Annotated in this window: 20 protein-coding genes; 11 read left to right on the plus strand and 9 right to left on the minus strand. The window is 70.1% G+C overall.

Features of this window, described 5'->3' with window-relative positions:
* Positions 1 to 60 precede the first annotated feature (60 nt).
* Entirely contained in the window at positions 61 to 1,005 is a 945-nt protein-coding gene (locus ACFWIW_RS28280; protein WP_378371279.1) for an esterase/lipase family protein, read from the minus strand.
* A gap of 129 nt (positions 1,006 to 1,134) precedes the next feature.
* Between ACFWIW_RS28280 and ACFWIW_RS28285 the strand changes: the two genes are divergently transcribed.
* The 7 genes from ACFWIW_RS28285 (at position 1,135) to ACFWIW_RS28315 (ending at position 5,664) form a co-directional block, all read left to right on the plus strand.
* Complete coding sequence (locus ACFWIW_RS28285) at positions 1,135 to 1,296, plus strand: DUF4177 domain-containing protein (protein WP_005166970.1); 162 nt, start codon at positions 1,135 to 1,137, stop codon at positions 1,294 to 1,296.
* 12 nt (positions 1,297 to 1,308) lie between these two features.
* Entirely contained in the window at positions 1,309 to 1,764 is a 456-nt protein-coding gene (locus tag ACFWIW_RS28290; RefSeq protein ID WP_378371280.1) for a RidA family protein, read from the plus strand.
* Positions 1,764 to 2,393: a hypothetical protein gene (locus ACFWIW_RS28295; protein ID WP_016337887.1), complete on the plus strand. Its 630-nt coding sequence runs from the start codon at positions 1,764 to 1,766 to the stop codon at positions 2,391 to 2,393. Before ACFWIW_RS28290 ends, ACFWIW_RS28295 begins: the two co-directional genes overlap by 1 nt.
* A 38-nt stretch (positions 2,394 to 2,431) precedes the next feature.
* Positions 2,432 to 3,580 carry a hypothetical protein gene (locus ACFWIW_RS28300; protein ID WP_240596893.1) on the plus strand — a complete coding sequence of 383 codons (1,149 nt, stop codon included), beginning with the start codon at positions 2,432 to 2,434 and terminating at the stop codon, positions 3,578 to 3,580.
* Between the two features lie 256 nt (positions 3,581 to 3,836).
* A complete protein-coding gene (locus tag ACFWIW_RS28305; protein ID WP_378371281.1) occupies positions 3,837 to 4,649 on the plus strand; it encodes an NUDIX hydrolase in 813 nt (270 codons plus the stop codon).
* Positions 4,646 to 5,416: an MBL fold metallo-hydrolase gene (locus ACFWIW_RS28310; RefSeq protein ID WP_378371282.1), complete on the plus strand. Its 771-nt coding sequence runs from the start codon at positions 4,646 to 4,648 to the stop codon at positions 5,414 to 5,416. Before ACFWIW_RS28305 ends, ACFWIW_RS28310 begins: the two co-directional genes overlap by 4 nt.
* Entirely contained in the window at positions 5,413 to 5,664 is a 252-nt protein-coding gene (locus ACFWIW_RS28315) for a glutaredoxin domain-containing protein (protein WP_034314716.1), read from the plus strand. The genes ACFWIW_RS28310 and ACFWIW_RS28315 overlap by 4 nt, the downstream gene beginning before the upstream one ends.
* Before the next feature lie 56 nt (positions 5,665 to 5,720).
* On the opposite strand, the gene dnaN is transcribed toward ACFWIW_RS28315, so the two are convergent.
* From dnaN to ACFWIW_RS28335, 4 genes are all read right to left on the minus strand, one after another.
* Positions 5,721 to 6,785, minus strand: coding sequence for a DNA polymerase III subunit beta (gene dnaN / locus ACFWIW_RS28320; protein ID WP_378371283.1), 1,065 nt, complete (start codon positions 6,783 to 6,785; stop codon positions 5,721 to 5,723).
* A gap of 9 nt (positions 6,786 to 6,794) precedes the next feature.
* Positions 6,795 to 8,057, minus strand: a complete 1,263-nt coding sequence (locus ACFWIW_RS28325) for an MFS transporter (protein WP_378371347.1) — start codon at positions 8,055 to 8,057, stop codon at positions 6,795 to 6,797.
* A 463-nt stretch (positions 8,058 to 8,520) separates the two neighbouring features.
* Positions 8,521 to 9,195: a Crp/Fnr family transcriptional regulator gene (locus ACFWIW_RS28330; protein ID WP_003081747.1), complete on the minus strand. Its 675-nt coding sequence runs from the start codon at positions 9,193 to 9,195 to the stop codon at positions 8,521 to 8,523.
* A 160-nt stretch (positions 9,196 to 9,355) separates the two neighbouring features.
* Positions 9,356 to 9,607 carry a hypothetical protein gene (locus ACFWIW_RS28335; protein WP_005166943.1) on the minus strand — a complete coding sequence of 84 codons (252 nt, stop codon included), beginning with the start codon at positions 9,605 to 9,607 and terminating at the stop codon, positions 9,356 to 9,358.
* Positions 9,608 to 9,844: 237 nt separating this feature from the next.
* Here ACFWIW_RS28335 and nth point away from each other — a divergent pair, with 237 nt between their 5' ends.
* The 4 genes from nth to ACFWIW_RS28355 are packed head-to-tail and all read left to right on the plus strand — an operon-like array spanning position 9,845 to position 13,016.
* Complete coding sequence (gene nth, locus ACFWIW_RS28340) at positions 9,845 to 10,528, plus strand: endonuclease III (protein WP_378371284.1); 684 nt, start codon at positions 9,845 to 9,847, stop codon at positions 10,526 to 10,528.
* On the plus strand, positions 10,525 to 11,121 hold the full coding sequence (locus ACFWIW_RS28345) for a TlpA family protein disulfide reductase (protein WP_378371285.1): 597 nt from the start codon (positions 10,525 to 10,527) through the stop codon (positions 11,119 to 11,121). The genes nth and ACFWIW_RS28345 overlap by 4 nt, the downstream gene beginning before the upstream one ends.
* The gene (locus tag ACFWIW_RS28350) at positions 11,118 to 11,825 is read left to right on the plus strand and encodes an NUDIX hydrolase (RefSeq protein WP_378371286.1); all 708 of its coding nucleotides are present in this window, start codon (positions 11,118 to 11,120) and stop codon (positions 11,823 to 11,825) included. Before ACFWIW_RS28345 ends, ACFWIW_RS28350 begins: the two co-directional genes overlap by 4 nt.
* 6 nt (positions 11,826 to 11,831) lie before the next feature.
* The gene (locus tag ACFWIW_RS28355; RefSeq protein WP_378371287.1) at positions 11,832 to 13,016 is read left to right on the plus strand and encodes a MarP family serine protease; all 1,185 of its coding nucleotides are present in this window, start codon (positions 11,832 to 11,834) and stop codon (positions 13,014 to 13,016) included.
* Between the two features lie 40 nt (positions 13,017 to 13,056).
* Here the strand turns inward: ACFWIW_RS28355 and ACFWIW_RS28360 are convergent, their stop codons facing one another.
* The 4 genes from ACFWIW_RS28360 to nhaA are packed head-to-tail and all read right to left on the minus strand — an operon-like array spanning position 13,057 to position 16,150.
* A complete protein-coding gene (locus ACFWIW_RS28360) occupies positions 13,057 to 13,470 on the minus strand; it encodes a DUF1992 domain-containing protein (RefSeq protein ID WP_378371288.1) in 414 nt (137 codons plus the stop codon).
* Complete coding sequence (locus ACFWIW_RS28365) at positions 13,467 to 14,390, minus strand: alpha/beta fold hydrolase (RefSeq protein WP_378371289.1); 924 nt, start codon at positions 14,388 to 14,390, stop codon at positions 13,467 to 13,469. The genes ACFWIW_RS28360 and ACFWIW_RS28365 overlap by 4 nt, the downstream gene beginning before the upstream one ends.
* A 14-nt stretch (positions 14,391 to 14,404) precedes the next feature.
* Positions 14,405 to 14,899: a phage holin family protein gene (locus ACFWIW_RS28370; RefSeq protein WP_125733162.1), complete on the minus strand. Its 495-nt coding sequence runs from the start codon at positions 14,897 to 14,899 to the stop codon at positions 14,405 to 14,407.
* Positions 14,900 to 14,950: 51 nt separating this feature from the next.
* A complete protein-coding gene (gene nhaA / locus ACFWIW_RS28375; RefSeq protein WP_378371348.1) occupies positions 14,951 to 16,150 on the minus strand; it encodes a Na+/H+ antiporter NhaA in 1,200 nt (399 codons plus the stop codon).
* Positions 16,151 to 16,248 lie beyond the last annotated feature (98 nt).

Consider the following 16,248-nt stretch of genomic DNA (forward strand, 5'->3'; position numbering starts at 1 on the left):
CGCGTGAAGGCCCCCTTCCCTCGGCTCAGCCGAGGGAAGGGGGCCTTCACGCGCTTTGGGTCAGCTCCCGATGGGGGTCGCGGGCACGCAGGGGACCGGTTTCGCGTTCGCCGGGTCCAAGGCGTTGAGGACGTGCCCGGCGGCGTTGCGGTCGGCGGCGACCCCGGCGTGCTCGGCGAGGTCGAGCACGCAGCTGTCCTGGAGCACGATGTTCTTCACGTTCGGGCCGGTGCCCATCCCGCTCGTGTACGGGACGACGGCCTCGTCGTAGCGGGTCATGATGTTCGTGTAGGTCACGCCCGGCTGGAAGACGCCGTTGCCCGAGCGCAGGTTCGTGAGGAACTCCGAGCCGCGCAGGAACTGGCGGCACGAGCCGCAGAGCGGGTCGAGGATGCCGTTGAACCCGGGCGCGAGTCCCAAAGCGGCGGCCAGCGCGTACAGATGCGAAGCGCCGAGGAGGGTCGTGCCGTTCCAGAGCGGGGTCAGGCTGACGTACTTGTCCACTTTGGACGCTCCGCCGAGGAACTTCACATAGTAAGAAGGCATCAGCGTGCCCTCGGAATGCCCGAGGATGTCCACCTTGGCCGCGCCGGTCGCGCCGCGCACCTTGTCGATGAACGCCGAAAGCTCCTTCGCGCTCTGCTCCATCGGCAGCAGCCCGCCGGGCTGGTAGATCGGCAGCGGTTTCCCGGGGACCCCGTAGGTGAGGGAGAAGACGCAGTAGCCCTGGTTCTTGAGCAGCGGGGCGAACGTCTGCCAGTTCACCGTCTGGTTGGCGCCGAGGCCGTGGGTGAGCACCACCGGATTCGGATGGGCGTCGCTCGGACGGCAGTCGAAGTCGTTCGCGCCGGTTGGCGGGCCGCCGGGGTTCGCCGCTTGCGCGGGCAGTGCCGCGGCCAGCGTCCACGGGACGGGGAGTTCCTCGTCGGCGTTCGCCGGTGAAGCGCAGATCAGGGCAAGGGCCGCGGCCAGGAAGGTGGCGGCGAGGGACTTCGTCGTCCGCATGTCGGCGTCCTATCTACTCCCGAGTAGGTGTGAAGTGAACCACATCGTCGGGAAATCGGCGAACCGGTCGCGAGAGGGTTTTCCGCATGTGTGTCGGGCGCCCTTGCCGGTTTGGCTACGCTCCCGGGCATGAGCGCCACGAAGTGGGAGTACGCGACCGTCCCCCTGTTGATCCACGCCACCAAGCAGATCCTCGACCAGTGGGGCGAGGACGGCTGGGAGCTCGTCACCGTGCTCCCGAACCCGACCGGCGAGCAGCACGTCGCCTACCTCAAACGAGCGAAGAACTGAGGGCCTGAAGCCATGACCTGGAGCGATCGACTCGCCGAGCTCGGTATCGAACTGCCTGCCGTCGCCGCCCCGCTGGCGGCCTATGTGCCCGCCGTCCGCACCGGTTCGCACGTCTACACGGCCGGGCAGTTGCCCTTCGTGAAGGGTGAGCTCGAAGCGACCGGCAAGGTCGGCGCCGAGGTCAGCCCCGAAGAGGCGAAGCAGTACGCGCGGACGTCGATCCTCAACGCCCTCGCCGCGGTCGACTCGGTCGCCGGTATCGACAACATCGTGCGGGTGGTCAAGGTCGTCGGGTTCGTGGCGTCCGCGGAGGGCTTCACCGGCCAGCCCGCGGTTATCAACGGCGCGTCCGAGCTGCTGGGCGAGATCTTCGGCGAGGCGGGTATCCACGCCCGTTCGGCCGTCGGGGTCGCCGAACTGCCGATCGGGGCGCCGGTCGAGATCGAACTGATCGTGGAGGTGAAGTGATGGACCCGGATATCGAACGGTCCTCGCACGAGCTCCTGCTCCGGCTGGCCGGACGGCTGCCGGACCAGCTCTTGTGGCGGTTCCGTGACTGGCTGGGCGAAGGCGCGATGGGCACCCTCGCGCGGACCCTGCCCAGGTCTTTGCTTAAGCACAGGATCGACCTGGATCAAACGGAGTATCGCCTGCTAGTCGCCGGACTCATCCCTCACGGAGCCGACTGGCATCAGGTGAGTTCCACCCTGGGGGTAGACGACGTCACCGAGACCAGGTACACATTCACGCAGAGTGCGCCCGAATGGGTGAACTCCGTCGACTCTGTGTCCGTATTGATCCACGCGACGTTGCGGGGACGGCCGGATGTGGGTGAAGTGCGGCAAAGCTGGCGACACCTCGGTGTGGTCGGCGAGGGTGGGGCGAAACGAGTCCTCCTGGTCACGGCGACGAACGGTCTGCCGAGGCTGACCGGCGAACTGCAGCGCGTCCTGCGCGTGCTGGGTGACGAGGAGCCCGGCGTCGAGGTTCTCCCGCCGAGCATCGACCTCACCGGCTATCACCGCACCGCGCTCGCCAACTCCGAGCTGGTCTGCGTGGGCGCGGTGGACACCGGAAGTCGGCTGGTCGCCGCTTAACGCTCGCTCCACCAGGCGAGCCGGGAGGGAGCAGAGCAATGGTGGAGGTCCACGACGGCCCGCCCATGGACGGGTTCTCGGTGCCCCTGCGCCTGCACAACCTGTTACTGGCCCTGGCGGGTCGGATCGACGACAGTGCTTTGACCGAAGCGCGTGAGCTGATCGCGCGTGCGCACATCGACGAAGCGGTGGAGCTCACCACCGGCACCCTGATCGCGGGGAAGATCCCGGTGAGTTCCTCCGAACAGCGTGAACTCGCGCTCGTCCTCGAGATGAGCCGGTCGGACGCCACCCTGGCGAACGACCTGCTGGTCGTCGAGGAGGACGAGCCGGTGCTCACCCACCGGTTCACCGGTGAGAACCAGCCCGAATTCGGCCTCGCCGAGGCGCTCGACCGCACCCTTCAGGTGCTGCCGGACGTCCGGTCGGTGCACGCGGTGTGGCGGAACACGCCGGCGGGCAGCGTGCCCGGCGCGCTGCCGCAGCGGGTGGTCCTGGTCGAGATCGGTCCCGAGGGCAACCCGCCCGCGGTCGCGTTCCGCGTGGACACCGCGCTTCGCCGCGCCGGTATCCGTTCGGTCGTCGAGGTCGCGGGCCCCGGCGTCGCGCGGTCCGCGTACCACCAGGCCGCGTCTTCGGCCGCGAGTCCTGTCTGGGTCACCGGGAGTACCCACTCCAGTGACTTTCGGTCCGAGCCGGTGACTCCGCCGCCCGCTCCCGCCCCGGCTCCCGAGCCGGTCAAGGAGCAGCCGAGCAGGCACGGGCTGCGGCCGGTGAGCGGCGGGAGCCACGAACCGGCCGAGCCGATCGCGCCGGTGGTGCCGATCGTGCAGCAGGCGCCCGCGGCGACGACGTCGTCCTCGTCTTCGTCGGAGTCGGCACCGCCGCGCAAGTCCCGGGCGGAGACCCGCGCCGAGCGCACGGCCGACCTGACGCCTGCCGAGGTGGCGCAGCTGCGCCAGGCGCTCAAGGAGGACCCCGAAAAGGGCCGCGAGATCGCCACCGGCAAGCCGAGCATGCACGAGGTCGTCGAGCTGCCCGCTCTCGACCTCGACGACCCCAGCCTGAGCGAGCGCGACCGGGCGCTCCTGCGCGAGCTGCACGCCGAGCTCGCCGAACGGGAGCGCGCCGAAGCCGCGAAGATCCGGCTGAACGGCGCTTCGCGCAGCAGCGGCTGGTCTTCCTAACCGAACGCCACGCGTTTCGTCCTCTGAATGCGGTAGTTGCACGCGCAACGATCGCAACCAGAGGACGAAACGCCGTCTCCCCAAGGGCGCTCAGCGCCCGACGGAGATTTCGTCGAGCGCCCTCTTTGGGCCGGAGGCCCCCGGAAACTCGATGAAAGGGCGCCATCCGCACGCGACTCCGGGTGCCTGCTGCCGGCGCCCTTTCGGCGTGTTTGCGGCAGCGCTCGACAGACAGGCACAGTGTTAGGTTGCGGGTGTGGCTGAAGAACTGACATTCGACATCCCGGTGGGGGCCGGGGTGGGCACCCGCGCCAACGCCGACGGCGAGCCCGTCACGCCCAAGGACGCGGCGACCGTGATCCTCCTCCGCGACGGCGCCGAAGGCGTCGAGGTCTTCCTGCAGCACCGCGTGAAGGGCATGCCGTTCGCGGGCGGCATGACGGTCTTCCCCGGTGGCGGCGTGGATTCGCGCGATGTCGACACCTCCGTGAGCTGGGCGGGCCCGGAGCCCGCCTGGTGGGCGGAACGCTTCGGCTGCGACGAAGCGCTGGCCCGCGCCCTGGTGTGCGCGGCCGTGCGGGAGACGTTCGAGGAGTCGGGCGTGCTGCTCGCGAGCACCGGGGACACGGTCGTCACCGACACGACGCCGTACCACGACGCCCGCGCGAAGCTGGTCTCCCGCGAACTCTCGCTCGCCGCGTTCCTCGAAGCGAACGGCCTGACGCTGCGTGCGGATCTCTTGCGCCCGTGGGCGAACTGGGTCACGCCGCCGCAGGAACCGCGCCGCTACGACACCTGTTTCTTCGTCGCCGTGCTTCCCGAGGGACAGCAGGCGGACGGTGCCACCTCCGAGGCCGTCAGCTCCGGCTGGCAGCGGCCCGAAGAGGCCATCGCCGATGCCAAGGAGGGCCGCCGCATGCTCATGCCACCGACCTGGATCACGCTCGCGGAACTCGGCGAGTTCGACTCGTCGGCCGCGGCGCGCGCCGCCGAGCGCGAGATCTCGAAGATCATGCCGACGCTGGTGCGCGACGGCGACAAGGTCCGCGTCATCCTGGACCCGGCGTGAGCGCCCCCGCGTACGGCGTGCTGCGCCGGATCACGCCGACGGCTTCCGTGCTGCTGGAGAACAATCCTTCGTCGATGACGTTGGAGGGCACCAATTCCTGGGTGCTGCGCGGTCCCGGCGCGGCCGGTTCCGTTGTCGTCGACCCCGGTCACGAGGACATCGAGCATCTGACGCTTCTGGCGGAAACCGGCGACGTCGAGCTGATCGTGCTCACCCACCATCACCCCGACCACGCCGAGGGCGCGCCCTGGTTCGCCGAGCGCGTCGGTGCCCCGGTGCGGGCCTTCGACGAGAAGCTCTGCATCGGCGGGAAGTCCCTTGTGGACGGTGAGGTGATCGAGGCGGGCGGTGTCCGGCTGTCGGTGCTGCACACGCCCGGGCACACCGGCGACTCGATCTGCCTGGTGTCCGACGGCCAGATCCTGACCGGCGACACCATCCTCGGCCGCGGCACCACCGTGCTGCACGACCTCGGCGACTACCTGCGCTCGCTGCGGAAGCTCATCGGGCTGCCCGGCGGCACCGTCGGCCTGCCGGGACACGGCCCGGAACTGCCCGATCTGGCCGCGACCGCGCGCGAATACCTGGCACATCGGGAAGAACGGCTCGACCAGGTGCGTTCGGCACTGGAGACGCTCGGCGCGGACGCCACCCCGCGCCAGGTGGTCGAGGTCGTCTACGCGGACGTCGACAAGGCTTTGTGGGCGCCCGCCGAATGGAGCGTGCGGGCGCAGTTGGACTACCTGAGGTCGGAGGACGGCGAATGAGTGACGTCGAGGTCGAGTTCTACTGGCGCCCCGGATGCGGGTTCTGCGCCGCACTGGAGCGGCCGCTGTCGAAGAGCGGCTTCAAGGTGAAGCGGGTCAACATCTGGGAAGACCCGGACGCCGCCGCTCGCGTGCGTTCGGTGGCGAACGGGAACGAGGTCGTGCCGACGGTCTTCGTGGGTTCGAAGGCGATGGTGAACCCTTCGTTCGGTGAGATCGAGGCCGCCGTGAAGGCCGCTTCCGCCTGACTCCTCGTGAGTGGCGAGGACGGTTCTAACCGTCCTTGCCACTCACGAGACCGGTGTCAGCGCGGGAGCATCGGCATCACGTAGTACGTCAGCTCCACATCGCCCGGCTCCACCGCCCGGATGACGCACGCCCGCATCCCGGGCTGGATGCCGAGCCGCACCCGTTCCCCGGTGAAACCCCGCAGCGCGTCCAGCAGGTAGCGCGCCTGGAACGAGGGCGACGTCCGGCCGCCGGACACCTCCGCCTTCAGCGTTTCCTCGGCCTCCCCGGTGTCCTGCTTGGCGCCGGCCAGCCGCAGATGTGAGTCGCCGACCTCCAGTGTCAGCACCCGGCGATCGTCCGCGTAGACGCCCACGCGGCGCACGGCGGCGGCCAGTGCGTCGGCGGCGACCTCGACCGTTGTGTCCACAGTGGACGACTCGATCAGCTTCTCCGACAGGAAGCCCGCGTCGAGCACGGCGGTGGTGACGGCGACCCCGGCCCAGCTCAGCCCGAACCGGGTCCCGTCGCCGTGCAGGCCGACGGTGCCGCGCGCCTGCTTCGCCGTCTCGGCGAGCAGGCCCGCCGGGACCAGTGCGTCGATCGGCTCGCCTTCGGAGCGCAGCGGCAGGGTCGCCACCGCCATCCGGTAGCGGTCGGACGCCGTCAGCCGCAGCTCGCGGCTGAAGCTCTGCACACGGACTCCGGTGAACATCGGCAGCGCGTCGTCCTTCGCCGCCGTGCCCGCGACCGTGCGCAACGCGGTCGCGAGCGCGTGACCGTCCACTTCGGACACCTTCGGCGGCATGTCCGGGAGATTCAGCTCGCGGCTCAGCAACGGCAGCGCGTAGCGCCCGCCCTCCACCCGCACGGCCAGCCGCGACCCCTCGACGACCAGGCGCACCAAGTCGTCTTCGAGCATGCGCAGCGTCTCCGCGAGCGGCCCGGCGGGGACGAGGACCTCACCATCGGTGTGGACCATGGCTTCGGCTGTCAGGCGAACCGCCCGTTCGCCGTCGTCGCCGCCGACGGTCAGCCCGTCCTTTCCTGCGCGCAGGAGCAGGCCGGAACGGGCCGGCAGCAGCCGGGCGGCGGCGGAAACGGCGGACGAAAGGGGACGGGTGGCGGCGGTCAGGTCCATGCCCGCAAGCTAGCGGGCGGCACCGACAAGTTCTGGCGCTTCGGCGACGGCTCCGGCGGCCTGGGGGCGGAAGGTGCCCCGCAGCAGCCACACCACCGCGGCGAGCGCGAACCCGACCCCGCCGGCGGCGAGGAACGCCGCTTCGTGCCCGGCGTGCTCGACGAGGTAGCCGCTGATCGACTGCCCGAACGCGAGGCCGAGGGTCACCGCGGTGAGCACCCAGCCGAACGCCTCGGCCGCCGTGCCCTTCGGCGCGGCGATCTCGATGGCCGCCGAGTGCGTCGTCGACTGCGGGGTGATGAGCGCGCCCGCGGCGAGCATGGCGAGCGCGAGGCCCCAGAGCGATCCCGGCAGCGCGAGCAGCGCCACCAGCGCGCCGAATCCGGCCAGCAGCACCGGCAGCCGCAAGCCCATCTGGCGCGGCCACGGGCGCAGGCTGTACGCCACCCCGAACGCGACGGAGCTGACCGACCACGCCGAGAGCAGCAGACCGCCGATGGAGGTGTTCCCCGCCTCGGTCGCGGCCGCCGGGACGGCGACCTCGACGAATCCGATCACCGCGCCGAAGCCCAGCGCGGCGATCGCGAGCGTGCGCATCCCTGGGCTGGCCAGCGCGCCGAGCAATTTCCCGCCGGTCGACGGCGACGGCCCCCACGCGCGCACGGTCGGGCTCAGCGCGAACAGCGTCGCGCCCGCGATCATGGTCAGCGAGCCGGTCACGATGCCGGTGCCCGCCCACGGCGCGGCGATCAGCAGCCCCGCGAACCCGGGACCGAGGATGAAGAAGACCTCCATGCTGATCGCCTCGTAGGAGAACGCGGCGTTCCGGGTCGGCCCGGCGGGCAGCAACCGTGTCCACAGCGCTCGCGACGCCGAACCCACCATCGGCTCCGTGATCCCGGTGCCGAAGGCCAGCGGGACCAGCACGAGCGTCGGGGCGTGCGCCTCGATCGCGAACACCAGCCCGGTCATCGCCAGCGCGAAGAGCACCGTGGTGGTCAGCAGTGGCCGGGTCGGCCCGAACCGGTCGATGAGCCTTCCCTGCACGACCGCGCCGACGGAGACGCCAACCAGCGACCCGGCCGACACCAGTCCGGCCGCGGCGAAGGAGCCCGTCTCGCGCTGGACGTAGAGCAGCGCGGAGATGCCGATCATCGCGATCGGCAGGCGGGCGAGCAGCGACGCGATCACCGCCCCGCGGGATCCGGGCGCGGTCAGCGCGGCCCGGTAGTCGGCGAGGGAGGTGCGGTGGCTCTCGGCGGAAGCGGACACAGACTGGGACACGCGTACCAGTATGAACACTTTGGTACGCGAGTACCAGATCCGCGGCGGTAAGTTTGGTCACCACCGGATCCGGGTACTACGGACCTTGAATCGCCCGGGTTCATCACGATCAGGTAACAGTCAGTCGATTCTGGGTCATTCGGGGCAACAAATCGACGCAGATGGCGTCCTTGAGAGTGAAAGAACTTGAGTTCACGGCCGATGGCCGTGGATGGTTGTACGACAAACACACAGCTTCCAGCTCCCTCCGGCGTACGGGTCGGGGCCTTGTTCCGGAGGGCGGGGAGCGCGGATCGTCGGGGGATGGTCCGCGCACAGCGAAGAGCCGGTGCGCCACGTCGGGGGTGGCGCCCGGCTCTTCGTTGTGTCGAGCACTGTGTTTCAGCACGAGTACGTGAAGGCCCCCTTCACTGCGCTAGACGCGGTGAAGGGGGCCTTCACGTACTTGAAATCAACGGGCGCGGCGGGCCAGGCGCTCCGGGTCCAGGATCAGGACGCTCTTGCCCTCGAGCCGCAGCCAGCCGCGGTGCGCGAAGTCGGCGAGAGCCTTGTTGACGGTCTCGCGCGAGGCACCGACGTACTGGGCGATCTCCTCCTGCGTCAGGTCGTGCGTGACCCGCAGCAGACCGGCCTCCTGGCTGCCGAAACGCTGCGCGAGCTGCAGCAGCGCCCGCGCCACCCGGCCGGGGACGTCGGTGAAGATCAGCTCGGCGACCATGTTGTTCGTCCGGCGCAGCCTGCGGGCGACCACACGGAGCAGCTGCTCGGCGATCTCCGGGCGGGTGGAGATCCACTGCCGCAGCGCCGGGCGGTCCATCGTCACCGCGCGGACCTCGGTCACGGTCGTCGCGCTGGACGTCCGGGGGCCGGGGTCGAAAATGGACAGCTCGCCGAACATGTCGGACGGGCCGAAGATGCCCAGCAGGTTCTCGCGGCCGTCGGGTGACTTGCGGCCGATCTTCACCTTGCCGGACTGGATGATGTAAAGCTTGTCGCCGGGTTCACCCTCGTTGAAGATGACATGCCCGCGAGGGAACTCCACGGATTCCAAGGTCTGTGCCAGCGCCTCGGCGGCTGCCGGCTCAACACCCTGGAAAATGCCCGCTCGGGCCAGGGTTTCGTCCACCTCGGGTGCCTCCTCATCGAGATACGACGTCGATCCTCGTTCTGCCGAAGACCGTGTCGTCGATCACTTTTCGCGTCAGTCTAGGTCGTGCGCGCGAGATCGCTCGTCGGCACGCCGAACGCGCGCGCGGGCCGGGAACGATCTCGCTCGAACGTGGAGCCTAACTCCGCACGCGTCGCGCGCGAAGCCTGGCCGCCTTCCCGCCCAGCCTGCGCAGCCGGAAAAGCTCGAGCGCGCGCCCGATGCCGTGCCCGTAAAGGGCCCTGACCTCGTTGGGCTGAGCCTGCTCGAGGAACTCCTCGACCTCGTTCTCCTGCACCGCGACGTGCTTGAGCCTGGTCTCCACGCGTTCCATGAACAGCGCGAAGAACATGATCACCAGTGGCACGAGGATGACGAACCAGACGGTCATGAGCCCTGCCCGGGAAATTCGGAAAAGTTGTGCATTACTCCAGATCCTCGCTCATGGCGTCCTCGATCGAAGCGCCGAGGTGGTGCTCTGGCGTGTCGGCCGTCGACCGGCGGGTGCTCCCACTGGCTCGTCCGATGGCGCCCGTAGGCTATCGGGGTGCCTCCTGCCCTCACCAATGCCCCCCGTGCGGGGGGCAAGGGTGAAAGCCGGCTCGCGTTGGTGAGACGCGCCAGGCGGATGAAGCGTTGCCTCGACGACGAGTTCCCCGACGCGCACTGTGAGCTCGACTTCACCACTCCGCTCGAACTGCTGGTCGCGGTCGTGCTCTCGGCACAGACCACCGACGTCCGCGTGAATCAGGTCACGCCCGCGCTCTTCGCGCGCTACCGGACCGCGGCGGACTACGCCGGCGCCGACCGCGCCGAACTCGAGGAGTACCTCCGCCCGACGGGCTTCTTCCGCGCCAAGGCGAACTCGGTGCTCGGGCTGGGTGCCGCGCTGGTGGAGCGTTACGACGGCGAAGTGCCCGGCAAGCTGGAGGACCTCGTCACGCTGCCGGGGGTCGGCCGCAAGACGGCCAACGTCGTGCTCGGGGACGCCTTCGGGGTCCCCGGGATCACCGTCGACACCCATTTCGGCCGCCTGGTCCGCCGCTGGGGCTGGACCGAGGAGGAGGACCCGGTCAAGGTCGAGCACGCCGTCGGCGAACTGATCCCGCGCAAGGAGTGGACGCTCCTCTCGCATCGGACGATCTTCCACGGCCGTCGCGTCTGCCACGCCCGCAAACCGGCCTGTGGCGCCTGCCCGCTGGCCAAGATGTGCCCCTCCTACGGAACCGGCCCGACGGGCTTCGAGGAGGCCGCGAAGCTGGTCAAGGGCGAAGAGCGCGAGCACATCCTGGATCTGGCGGCCCGCCGGTGACCAGGGTCACCAAACTGGCGCTCGGGGCCGCCGTGCTGGTGGTGGCCCTGATCGTCGCGTTGCTCACGACGCGCGACGGCCAAGCGCCGGCCAAGACGTCGGGGGATCTCACGGCCGCGCGTGCGAAGGCCGCGCTCGCCCCGTGCCCGCCGCCCGGGCCGGGTGAAGTGGCGAAGCTGCGCGGAGTCGACGTCGAGTGCCTCGGCGACGGCTCCAGGGTCGACCTCGCCAAGGTGCTCTCGGGCGGCCCCGTGCTGGTCAACCTGTGGGCGTCGTGGTGCGAGCCGTGCCGTGCGGAGCTTCCGTTGCTCCAGCGGTACGCCGCGTCGCCGGGCGCCGCGCGTGTGCTCCTCGTCCAGGTCGCGAGCTCCGGGGCCGACGGGCTGGCGATGCTGGCCGAACTGGGGGTCCGGCTGCCGTCCGTGTTCGACGGTGACGGACAGTCGGGGCCGGTGCGGACGGCACTGAAGGTCCCTTCCTCCCTGCCCGCGACGTACCTGGTCACGGCGGGCGGTGACGTCCGGCTCATCGAGAACCCACGCGTCTTCCTGAACACTGACCAGGTGCGCGCCGCTGTGGAAGGGACACCATGACCGGCCCCCTCGTGGACCCAGAGGCCGTTCCCGCCTGGTTGCAGCCGCTGGTCAAGATCAGCGGCGAGGTCGACGCGCGCACCTTCAGCCGGTTCAGCGTCCCGCCGGACGCGAGCTACCGGTCCGCGTCCGTCCTGATGCTCTTCGGCGAGGGTCCGCAGGGGCCCGACGTGCTGCTCCAGCGCCGCGCGGACACGCTCGGCTCGCACGCCGGCCAGGTCAGCTTCCCCGGCGGGGGCGCCGAGCCGGAGGACGGCGGACCGGTCGGCACCGCGTTGCGCGAGGCGGAGGAGGAGACCGGTGTCGAACCCGCCGGTGTGCTGCCGGTGGCGGTCTTCCCGGAGCTGTTCGTGCCGGTGTCCGCCTTCGCCGTGACACCGGTGCTCGCCTACTGGCGGACGCCGTCGCCGGTGCACGCCGTCGACCCCGGCGAGACGGCGGCGGTGGCCAGGGTGCCGGTCGCCGAGCTCACCGACCCGGCCAACCGGTTCCAGGTCACGCGCAAGGGCTACGACTGGAAGGGCCCCGCGTTCGACGTCGGGGGGATGTTCGTCTGGGGGTTCACGGGCGGGCTGCTGGCGATGACGCTGGCGCTCGGCGGCTGGGAACGGGACTGGGACCACGGCGACGTCCGTGACCTTGACGTAGCGTTGGCCGAACATCAGGCGCGGGTCGACGGGCGGCAAGTGCCGGAGAAGGAGTAGGCGCCGGTGAACTGGGTCGACATACTGGTGATCCTGCTCGCGCTGCTGGCGGGCGTGTCCGGCGCGTTCCAGGGGGTGATCATCGCCCTCCCCTCGCTGGTCGGGGTGGTGCTCGGCGCGCTCGCGGGGATCAAGATCGCGCCGCTGATCGTGGAACTCTTCCAGCATCCGGCGGCGAAGGTCGCCTTCGCGGTGGCGACCGTGGTGTTCCTGGTCGCGCTCGGCGAGACACTCGGTGTCTGGGCAGGCCGCAAGCTGAGGCAGAAGATCAACCCGGACAAGCTTTCCGGCGTCGACAAGACGCTGGGCGCGGTGGTGCAGGCCGCCGTGGTGTTCGTGGTCGCGTGGCTGATCGCGACCCCGCTCACCGCCGTCTCGGGCGTGCCGGGGCTGGCGAAGTCGATCAACAGCTCGGTCGTGCTCGGCGGCGTCAACGACGTCATGCCCGAAGCGGCGCAAGGCTTCCCGAGCGAACTGCGCAAACTGCTGGACGCCTCCGGCTTCCCGTCCATTGTGGACCCGTTCCAGAAGCCGAACGTCGAGGACACCAGCCCGCCGGACACCGCGCTGCAGGCGAGCGCGATCGTCAAACAGGTGCACCGCAGTGTGGTGAAGATCCGGGGCAACGCGACCTCGTGCTCGCGGGCGCTGGAGGGCAGCGGATTCGTCGTCGCGCCGCAGCGGGTGATGACGAACGCGCACGTGGTCGCGGGCACCGACGAGGTCGCCATCGAGTCGACCTCGGGCAAGTTCCCGGCCAGGGTCGTCTACTTCGATCCCGAGGCCGACGTGGCCGTGCTCGCGGTGCCTCGGCTGCAGGCGCCGGTGCTCCCGTTCACGCCGCGGGTGGCGCGGGCCGGCGACAACGCGATCGTGCTCGGCTACCCGCTCGACGGCCCGTACACGGCGACGCCGGCCAGAGTGCGCGGGCGGATCAACCTGCGCGGACCGGACATCTACGAGTCCAACACCGTGCAGCGTGACGTGTTCACCGTGCGCGGGCAGGTCCGCAGCGGGAACTCGGGCGGGCCGATGATCAACCCCGACGGCGAGGTCATCGGGGTCGTGTTCGGCGCGGCCGTCGAGGACCCGGAGACCGGCTTCACGCTGACTTCGGAGCAGGTGCGGCCGGTGGTGGAGACGGCTCCGGCGCTGAGCGCGAACACGTCGACCGGGCCCTGCGCCAACTAGCCTCGTGAGTGGCAAGGACGGTTAGAACCGTCCCTGCCACTCACGAGGACGAGAGGCCTTCGCGCCACGAAGCGACCGTCTCTTCCACGTCCAGCGGCCGTGCCCGCAGCACCGGTCCGCCCGCCGGGCGCCGGTGCTCGGCGCGGATCCGTTCGTTCAGGTCCTCGACGATCTCCCGCACCCGCGCCTCCCGGCGCACCTTCGCCAGAGTGTCCGGCAGGTCGTCGAGCTCCTTCGCGATCGCCAGCGAAGGCGGCAGCAGCGCCGAAACGTCGTGCCCCTCGGTGCGGACCTTGTTCACCACCCAGGCCAGCGCGGTGTCCTTGCCGTCGGTCTTCGGCAGCGGTTTCCCCGCGCCGGGAAGGTCGTCGAACTCGCCCTTCGCCTCGGCGGCGCTGACCTGCCTGTCCACCCAGGACTCGAACGACACGCCCGTCGGTTTGCGCTCGGTCATGCTTCCAAGATACGGAAGAAGTCCAGCAGCTCGGCCGACGTGCGGTCCGGGGCCTCAAGATGCGGGAAGTGCCCGATGCCGGGCCAGCGTTCGAGACGGGCGTCGGGGGCCCAGCGACGGGACGCCGCCGCGGTGTCGGGCAGCACGCACCGGTCCTCTTCGCCGTGCAGTTGCAGCACGCGGGGAGCGAAGCGGCCTCGCAACGCTTCGCTGAACCGGCGTCCTTCGCCGCGGAACTGCGCGCGGAACGCCCATCGGTAGTACTCGAGCGCGCTGTGCGGCACTCCCGGTACGAGCATCGCCTGCCGGAACGCCCGCACGGTCTCGGCGAACTCGGCCGTCTCCGTCCACTGTGGACCGGACCAGGCGCGGAACAGCTCCTCGACGGCGAGCGCGTCGTCCTTGACCAGCCATTTTTCCGGCGCCATCGGCACCTGGAAGCGGAACAGATGTCCCGAAGCCCGCAGCTGTCCCGGCCGCCGGGCGGCCCGCCGCAACGCCAGCGGATGCGCGCCGCCCAGCACGCTGACCGAGGAGACCAGCCGCGGGTGCAGCGCGCCGACCGTCCACGCGAGCATGCCGCCCCAGGCATGTCCGACGAGATGGGCCTTGCGCGCGCCGAGCGACTTGATCAGGCCGCCGACGTCGCCGGCGAGGGTCCACGCGTCGTAGCCGCGCGGGGGTTTGTCGGAGTCGCCGTAGCCGCGCAGATCCACCGCGACCGCGCGGAAACCGGCGCCGGCGAGCGCGGTCAGCTGGTGGTGCCAGGTCCACCAGAACTCGGCGAACCCGTGCAGCAGCACGACCAGTGGCCCGTCGCCGAGTTCGGCGACATGCAGCCGGATGCCGTTCGCCGAGACGTCACGATGGGTCCACGGGCCGTCGATCCGGACGATCGACGGATCCGGTGTCGCCTGCACCGACTCGAAGATCGTCAGCCGCGGTCCGCGGGCGCGTCGTCATGACGCGGCTTGAACGCGGCGGCGGTGTCCTTGAAGCTGTTGATCGTGCGCTCGGGCGCCTTGATCTTCTTCACCTTGCGGTAGCCGAGGAAGCCCGCGACCGCCGTCGTGGCGAGCATCAGCCCGAACACGATCGCGAACGCCGCCCAGCGCATCAGCCACTCCGACAGCAGCTCGCCGAGGAAGAAAAAGAAGAAGAACGAGCTGTACAGCCCGACGACCAGCGCGACCAGGAAGAAGATGGCGCCCTTGAGGCCCTTCTTCGCCTCCGCGACGACCTCGGATTTGGCCAGCTCGACCTCGGCGCGGATCAGCGTCGAGACATGCTGTGTGGCATCGCCGACGAGTTTCCCGAGGGACTGCTCGCTCGCTACCACGTCGTCATCGCTCGACAGGGGGAGGTAGGGCACGGCCCCCACGCCGTCGGGGCCGGTACGTTCGTGCTTGGGGCTGCTCACACCGGTCATCGTGCCACGTGCCCCGATCACGGGCGCGGCGGACCGGCGAGTGTCGCATTCTCAATCTTCGCGCGCGTGCACACGGCTGCGGTGCAGCAGCATCGCGGCGGCCGAAAGCGAGGCGATGGCCGAGGCGATCAGCACCGCCGCCTTCGCCAGTTCGACGGCTTCCCCGTCGAGCGCGAGATCGGCGATCAGCAGGCTCACGGTGAACCCGACGCCGCCGAGCATCGACAGCGCGCCGATGTCCCGCCAGCCCATGCCCCGCGGTTTCTCGGCGAGCTTGAACTTCACCGCGAGCAGGCTGGCGCCGAAGATCCCGATCAGCTTCCCGCCGACCAGGCCGATCAGCACGGCCAGCGGCAACGCCGTGGTGAACACCGCGCCGAGCGATTCGCCGTCCACCTTGATCCCCGCCGCGAACAGCGCGAACACCGGCACCGCGACCGCGGCCGACCACGGCTGCAACCGGTGTTCGAGCCGGATCGCGGGCGCGTGCTCCTCGCCCTCGTCGGCGCGGACGCGGGTGAGCAGGCCGAGCGCGACGCCGGCGATGGTGGCGTGGATACCCGCCGAATGCACCGCGACCCAGGTGATCAAGGCCAGCGGCACGTAGATCCAAGCGCTGCGGACGCGGCGGTGCTGGAGGTACGCGTACAGCGCGAGAGCGACGACGGCGACGCCCGCGGCGACGAGGTCGAACTTCGCGGTGAACAGGATGGCGATGAGCAGGATCGCGCCGAGGTCGTCGACCACCGCGAGCGAGAGCAGGAAGACCCTGGCGCTGCTCGGCAGGTTCGACGCGGTCAGGGCGAGCACACCCAAGGCGAACGCGATGTCCGTGGCGACCGGGATGGCCCACGCGCGTTCGATCCCCGGCGCGCCCCAGCCGATGGACAGCGCGACCAGCGCGGGCACGATCATGCCGCCGACCGCGGCGACCACCGGCAGGATCGCCTGTTTGAACCGGGAGAGTTCCCCGACCACGAGTTCGCGTTTGAGTTCGAGCCCGGCGACGAAGAAGAACAACGCGAGCAGGCCGTCTTTCGCCCAGTCGCCGATCGTCAGATTCAGATGCAGGAATTCGGGGCCGAGCCGGAAATCGCGGATGGCGCGGTAAATGTCGTCGATGGGCGAATTCGCCCACAGAAGGGCGATCGCGGTGGCGCCGAGCAGGATTATCCCGCCGGTGGTCTCCGTGCGGAGATACCGGGCGAACTCGGCGACGACGGCTTTCGCGGGGCGGTTCGAGCCGGACAAGGCGACCTCCGGTTTCGGCAACGACGAATACTGTTGCCGACCAGGCTTCCCGGCGCACCTTGACCTTATTTTAACGCCTGGAGCTGCGGAAATCTCGC

The organism is Amycolatopsis sp. NPDC058340, assembly GCF_042723975.1.
GTDB lineage: Bacteria > Actinomycetota > Actinomycetes > Mycobacteriales > Pseudonocardiaceae > Amycolatopsis.

What these genes read in the sequence shown, in the direction of transcription:
- ACFWIW_RS28300 (WP_240596893.1), top strand. Translation starts at nt 2,432, where the DNA reads ATGGTGGAGGTCCACGACGGCCCGCCCATGGACGGGTTCTCGGTGCCC.
- ACFWIW_RS28350 (WP_378371286.1), top strand. Translation starts at nt 11,118, where the DNA reads ATGACCGGCCCCCTCGTGGACCCAGAGGCCGTTCCCGCCTGGTTGCAG.
- ACFWIW_RS28280 (WP_378371279.1), bottom strand. Translation starts at nt 1,005, where the DNA reads ATGCGGACGACGAAGTCCCTCGCCGCCACCTTCCTGGCCGCGGCCCTT.
- nth (WP_378371284.1), top strand. Translation starts at nt 9,845, where the DNA reads ATGAAGCGTTGCCTCGACGACGAGTTCCCCGACGCGCACTGTGAGCTC.
- dnaN (WP_378371283.1), bottom strand. Translation starts at nt 6,785, where the DNA reads ATGGACCTGACCGCCGCCACCCGTCCCCTTTCGTCCGCCGTTTCCGCC.
- ACFWIW_RS28370 (WP_125733162.1), bottom strand. Translation starts at nt 14,899, where the DNA reads ATGACCGGTGTGAGCAGCCCCAAGCACGAACGTACCGGCCCCGACGGC.
- ACFWIW_RS28290 (WP_378371280.1), top strand. Translation starts at nt 1,309, where the DNA reads ATGACCTGGAGCGATCGACTCGCCGAGCTCGGTATCGAACTGCCTGCC.
- ACFWIW_RS28315 (WP_034314716.1), top strand. Translation starts at nt 5,413, where the DNA reads ATGAGTGACGTCGAGGTCGAGTTCTACTGGCGCCCCGGATGCGGGTTC.
- ACFWIW_RS28295 (WP_016337887.1), top strand. Translation starts at nt 1,764, where the DNA reads ATGGACCCGGATATCGAACGGTCCTCGCACGAGCTCCTGCTCCGGCTG.
- ACFWIW_RS28360 (WP_378371288.1), bottom strand. Translation starts at nt 13,470, where the DNA reads ATGACCGAGCGCAAACCGACGGGCGTGTCGTTCGAGTCCTGGGTGGAC.
- ACFWIW_RS28335 (WP_005166943.1), bottom strand. Translation starts at nt 9,607, where the DNA reads ATGACCGTCTGGTTCGTCATCCTCGTGCCACTGGTGATCATGTTCTTC.
- ACFWIW_RS28285 (WP_005166970.1), top strand. Translation starts at nt 1,135, where the DNA reads ATGAGCGCCACGAAGTGGGAGTACGCGACCGTCCCCCTGTTGATCCAC.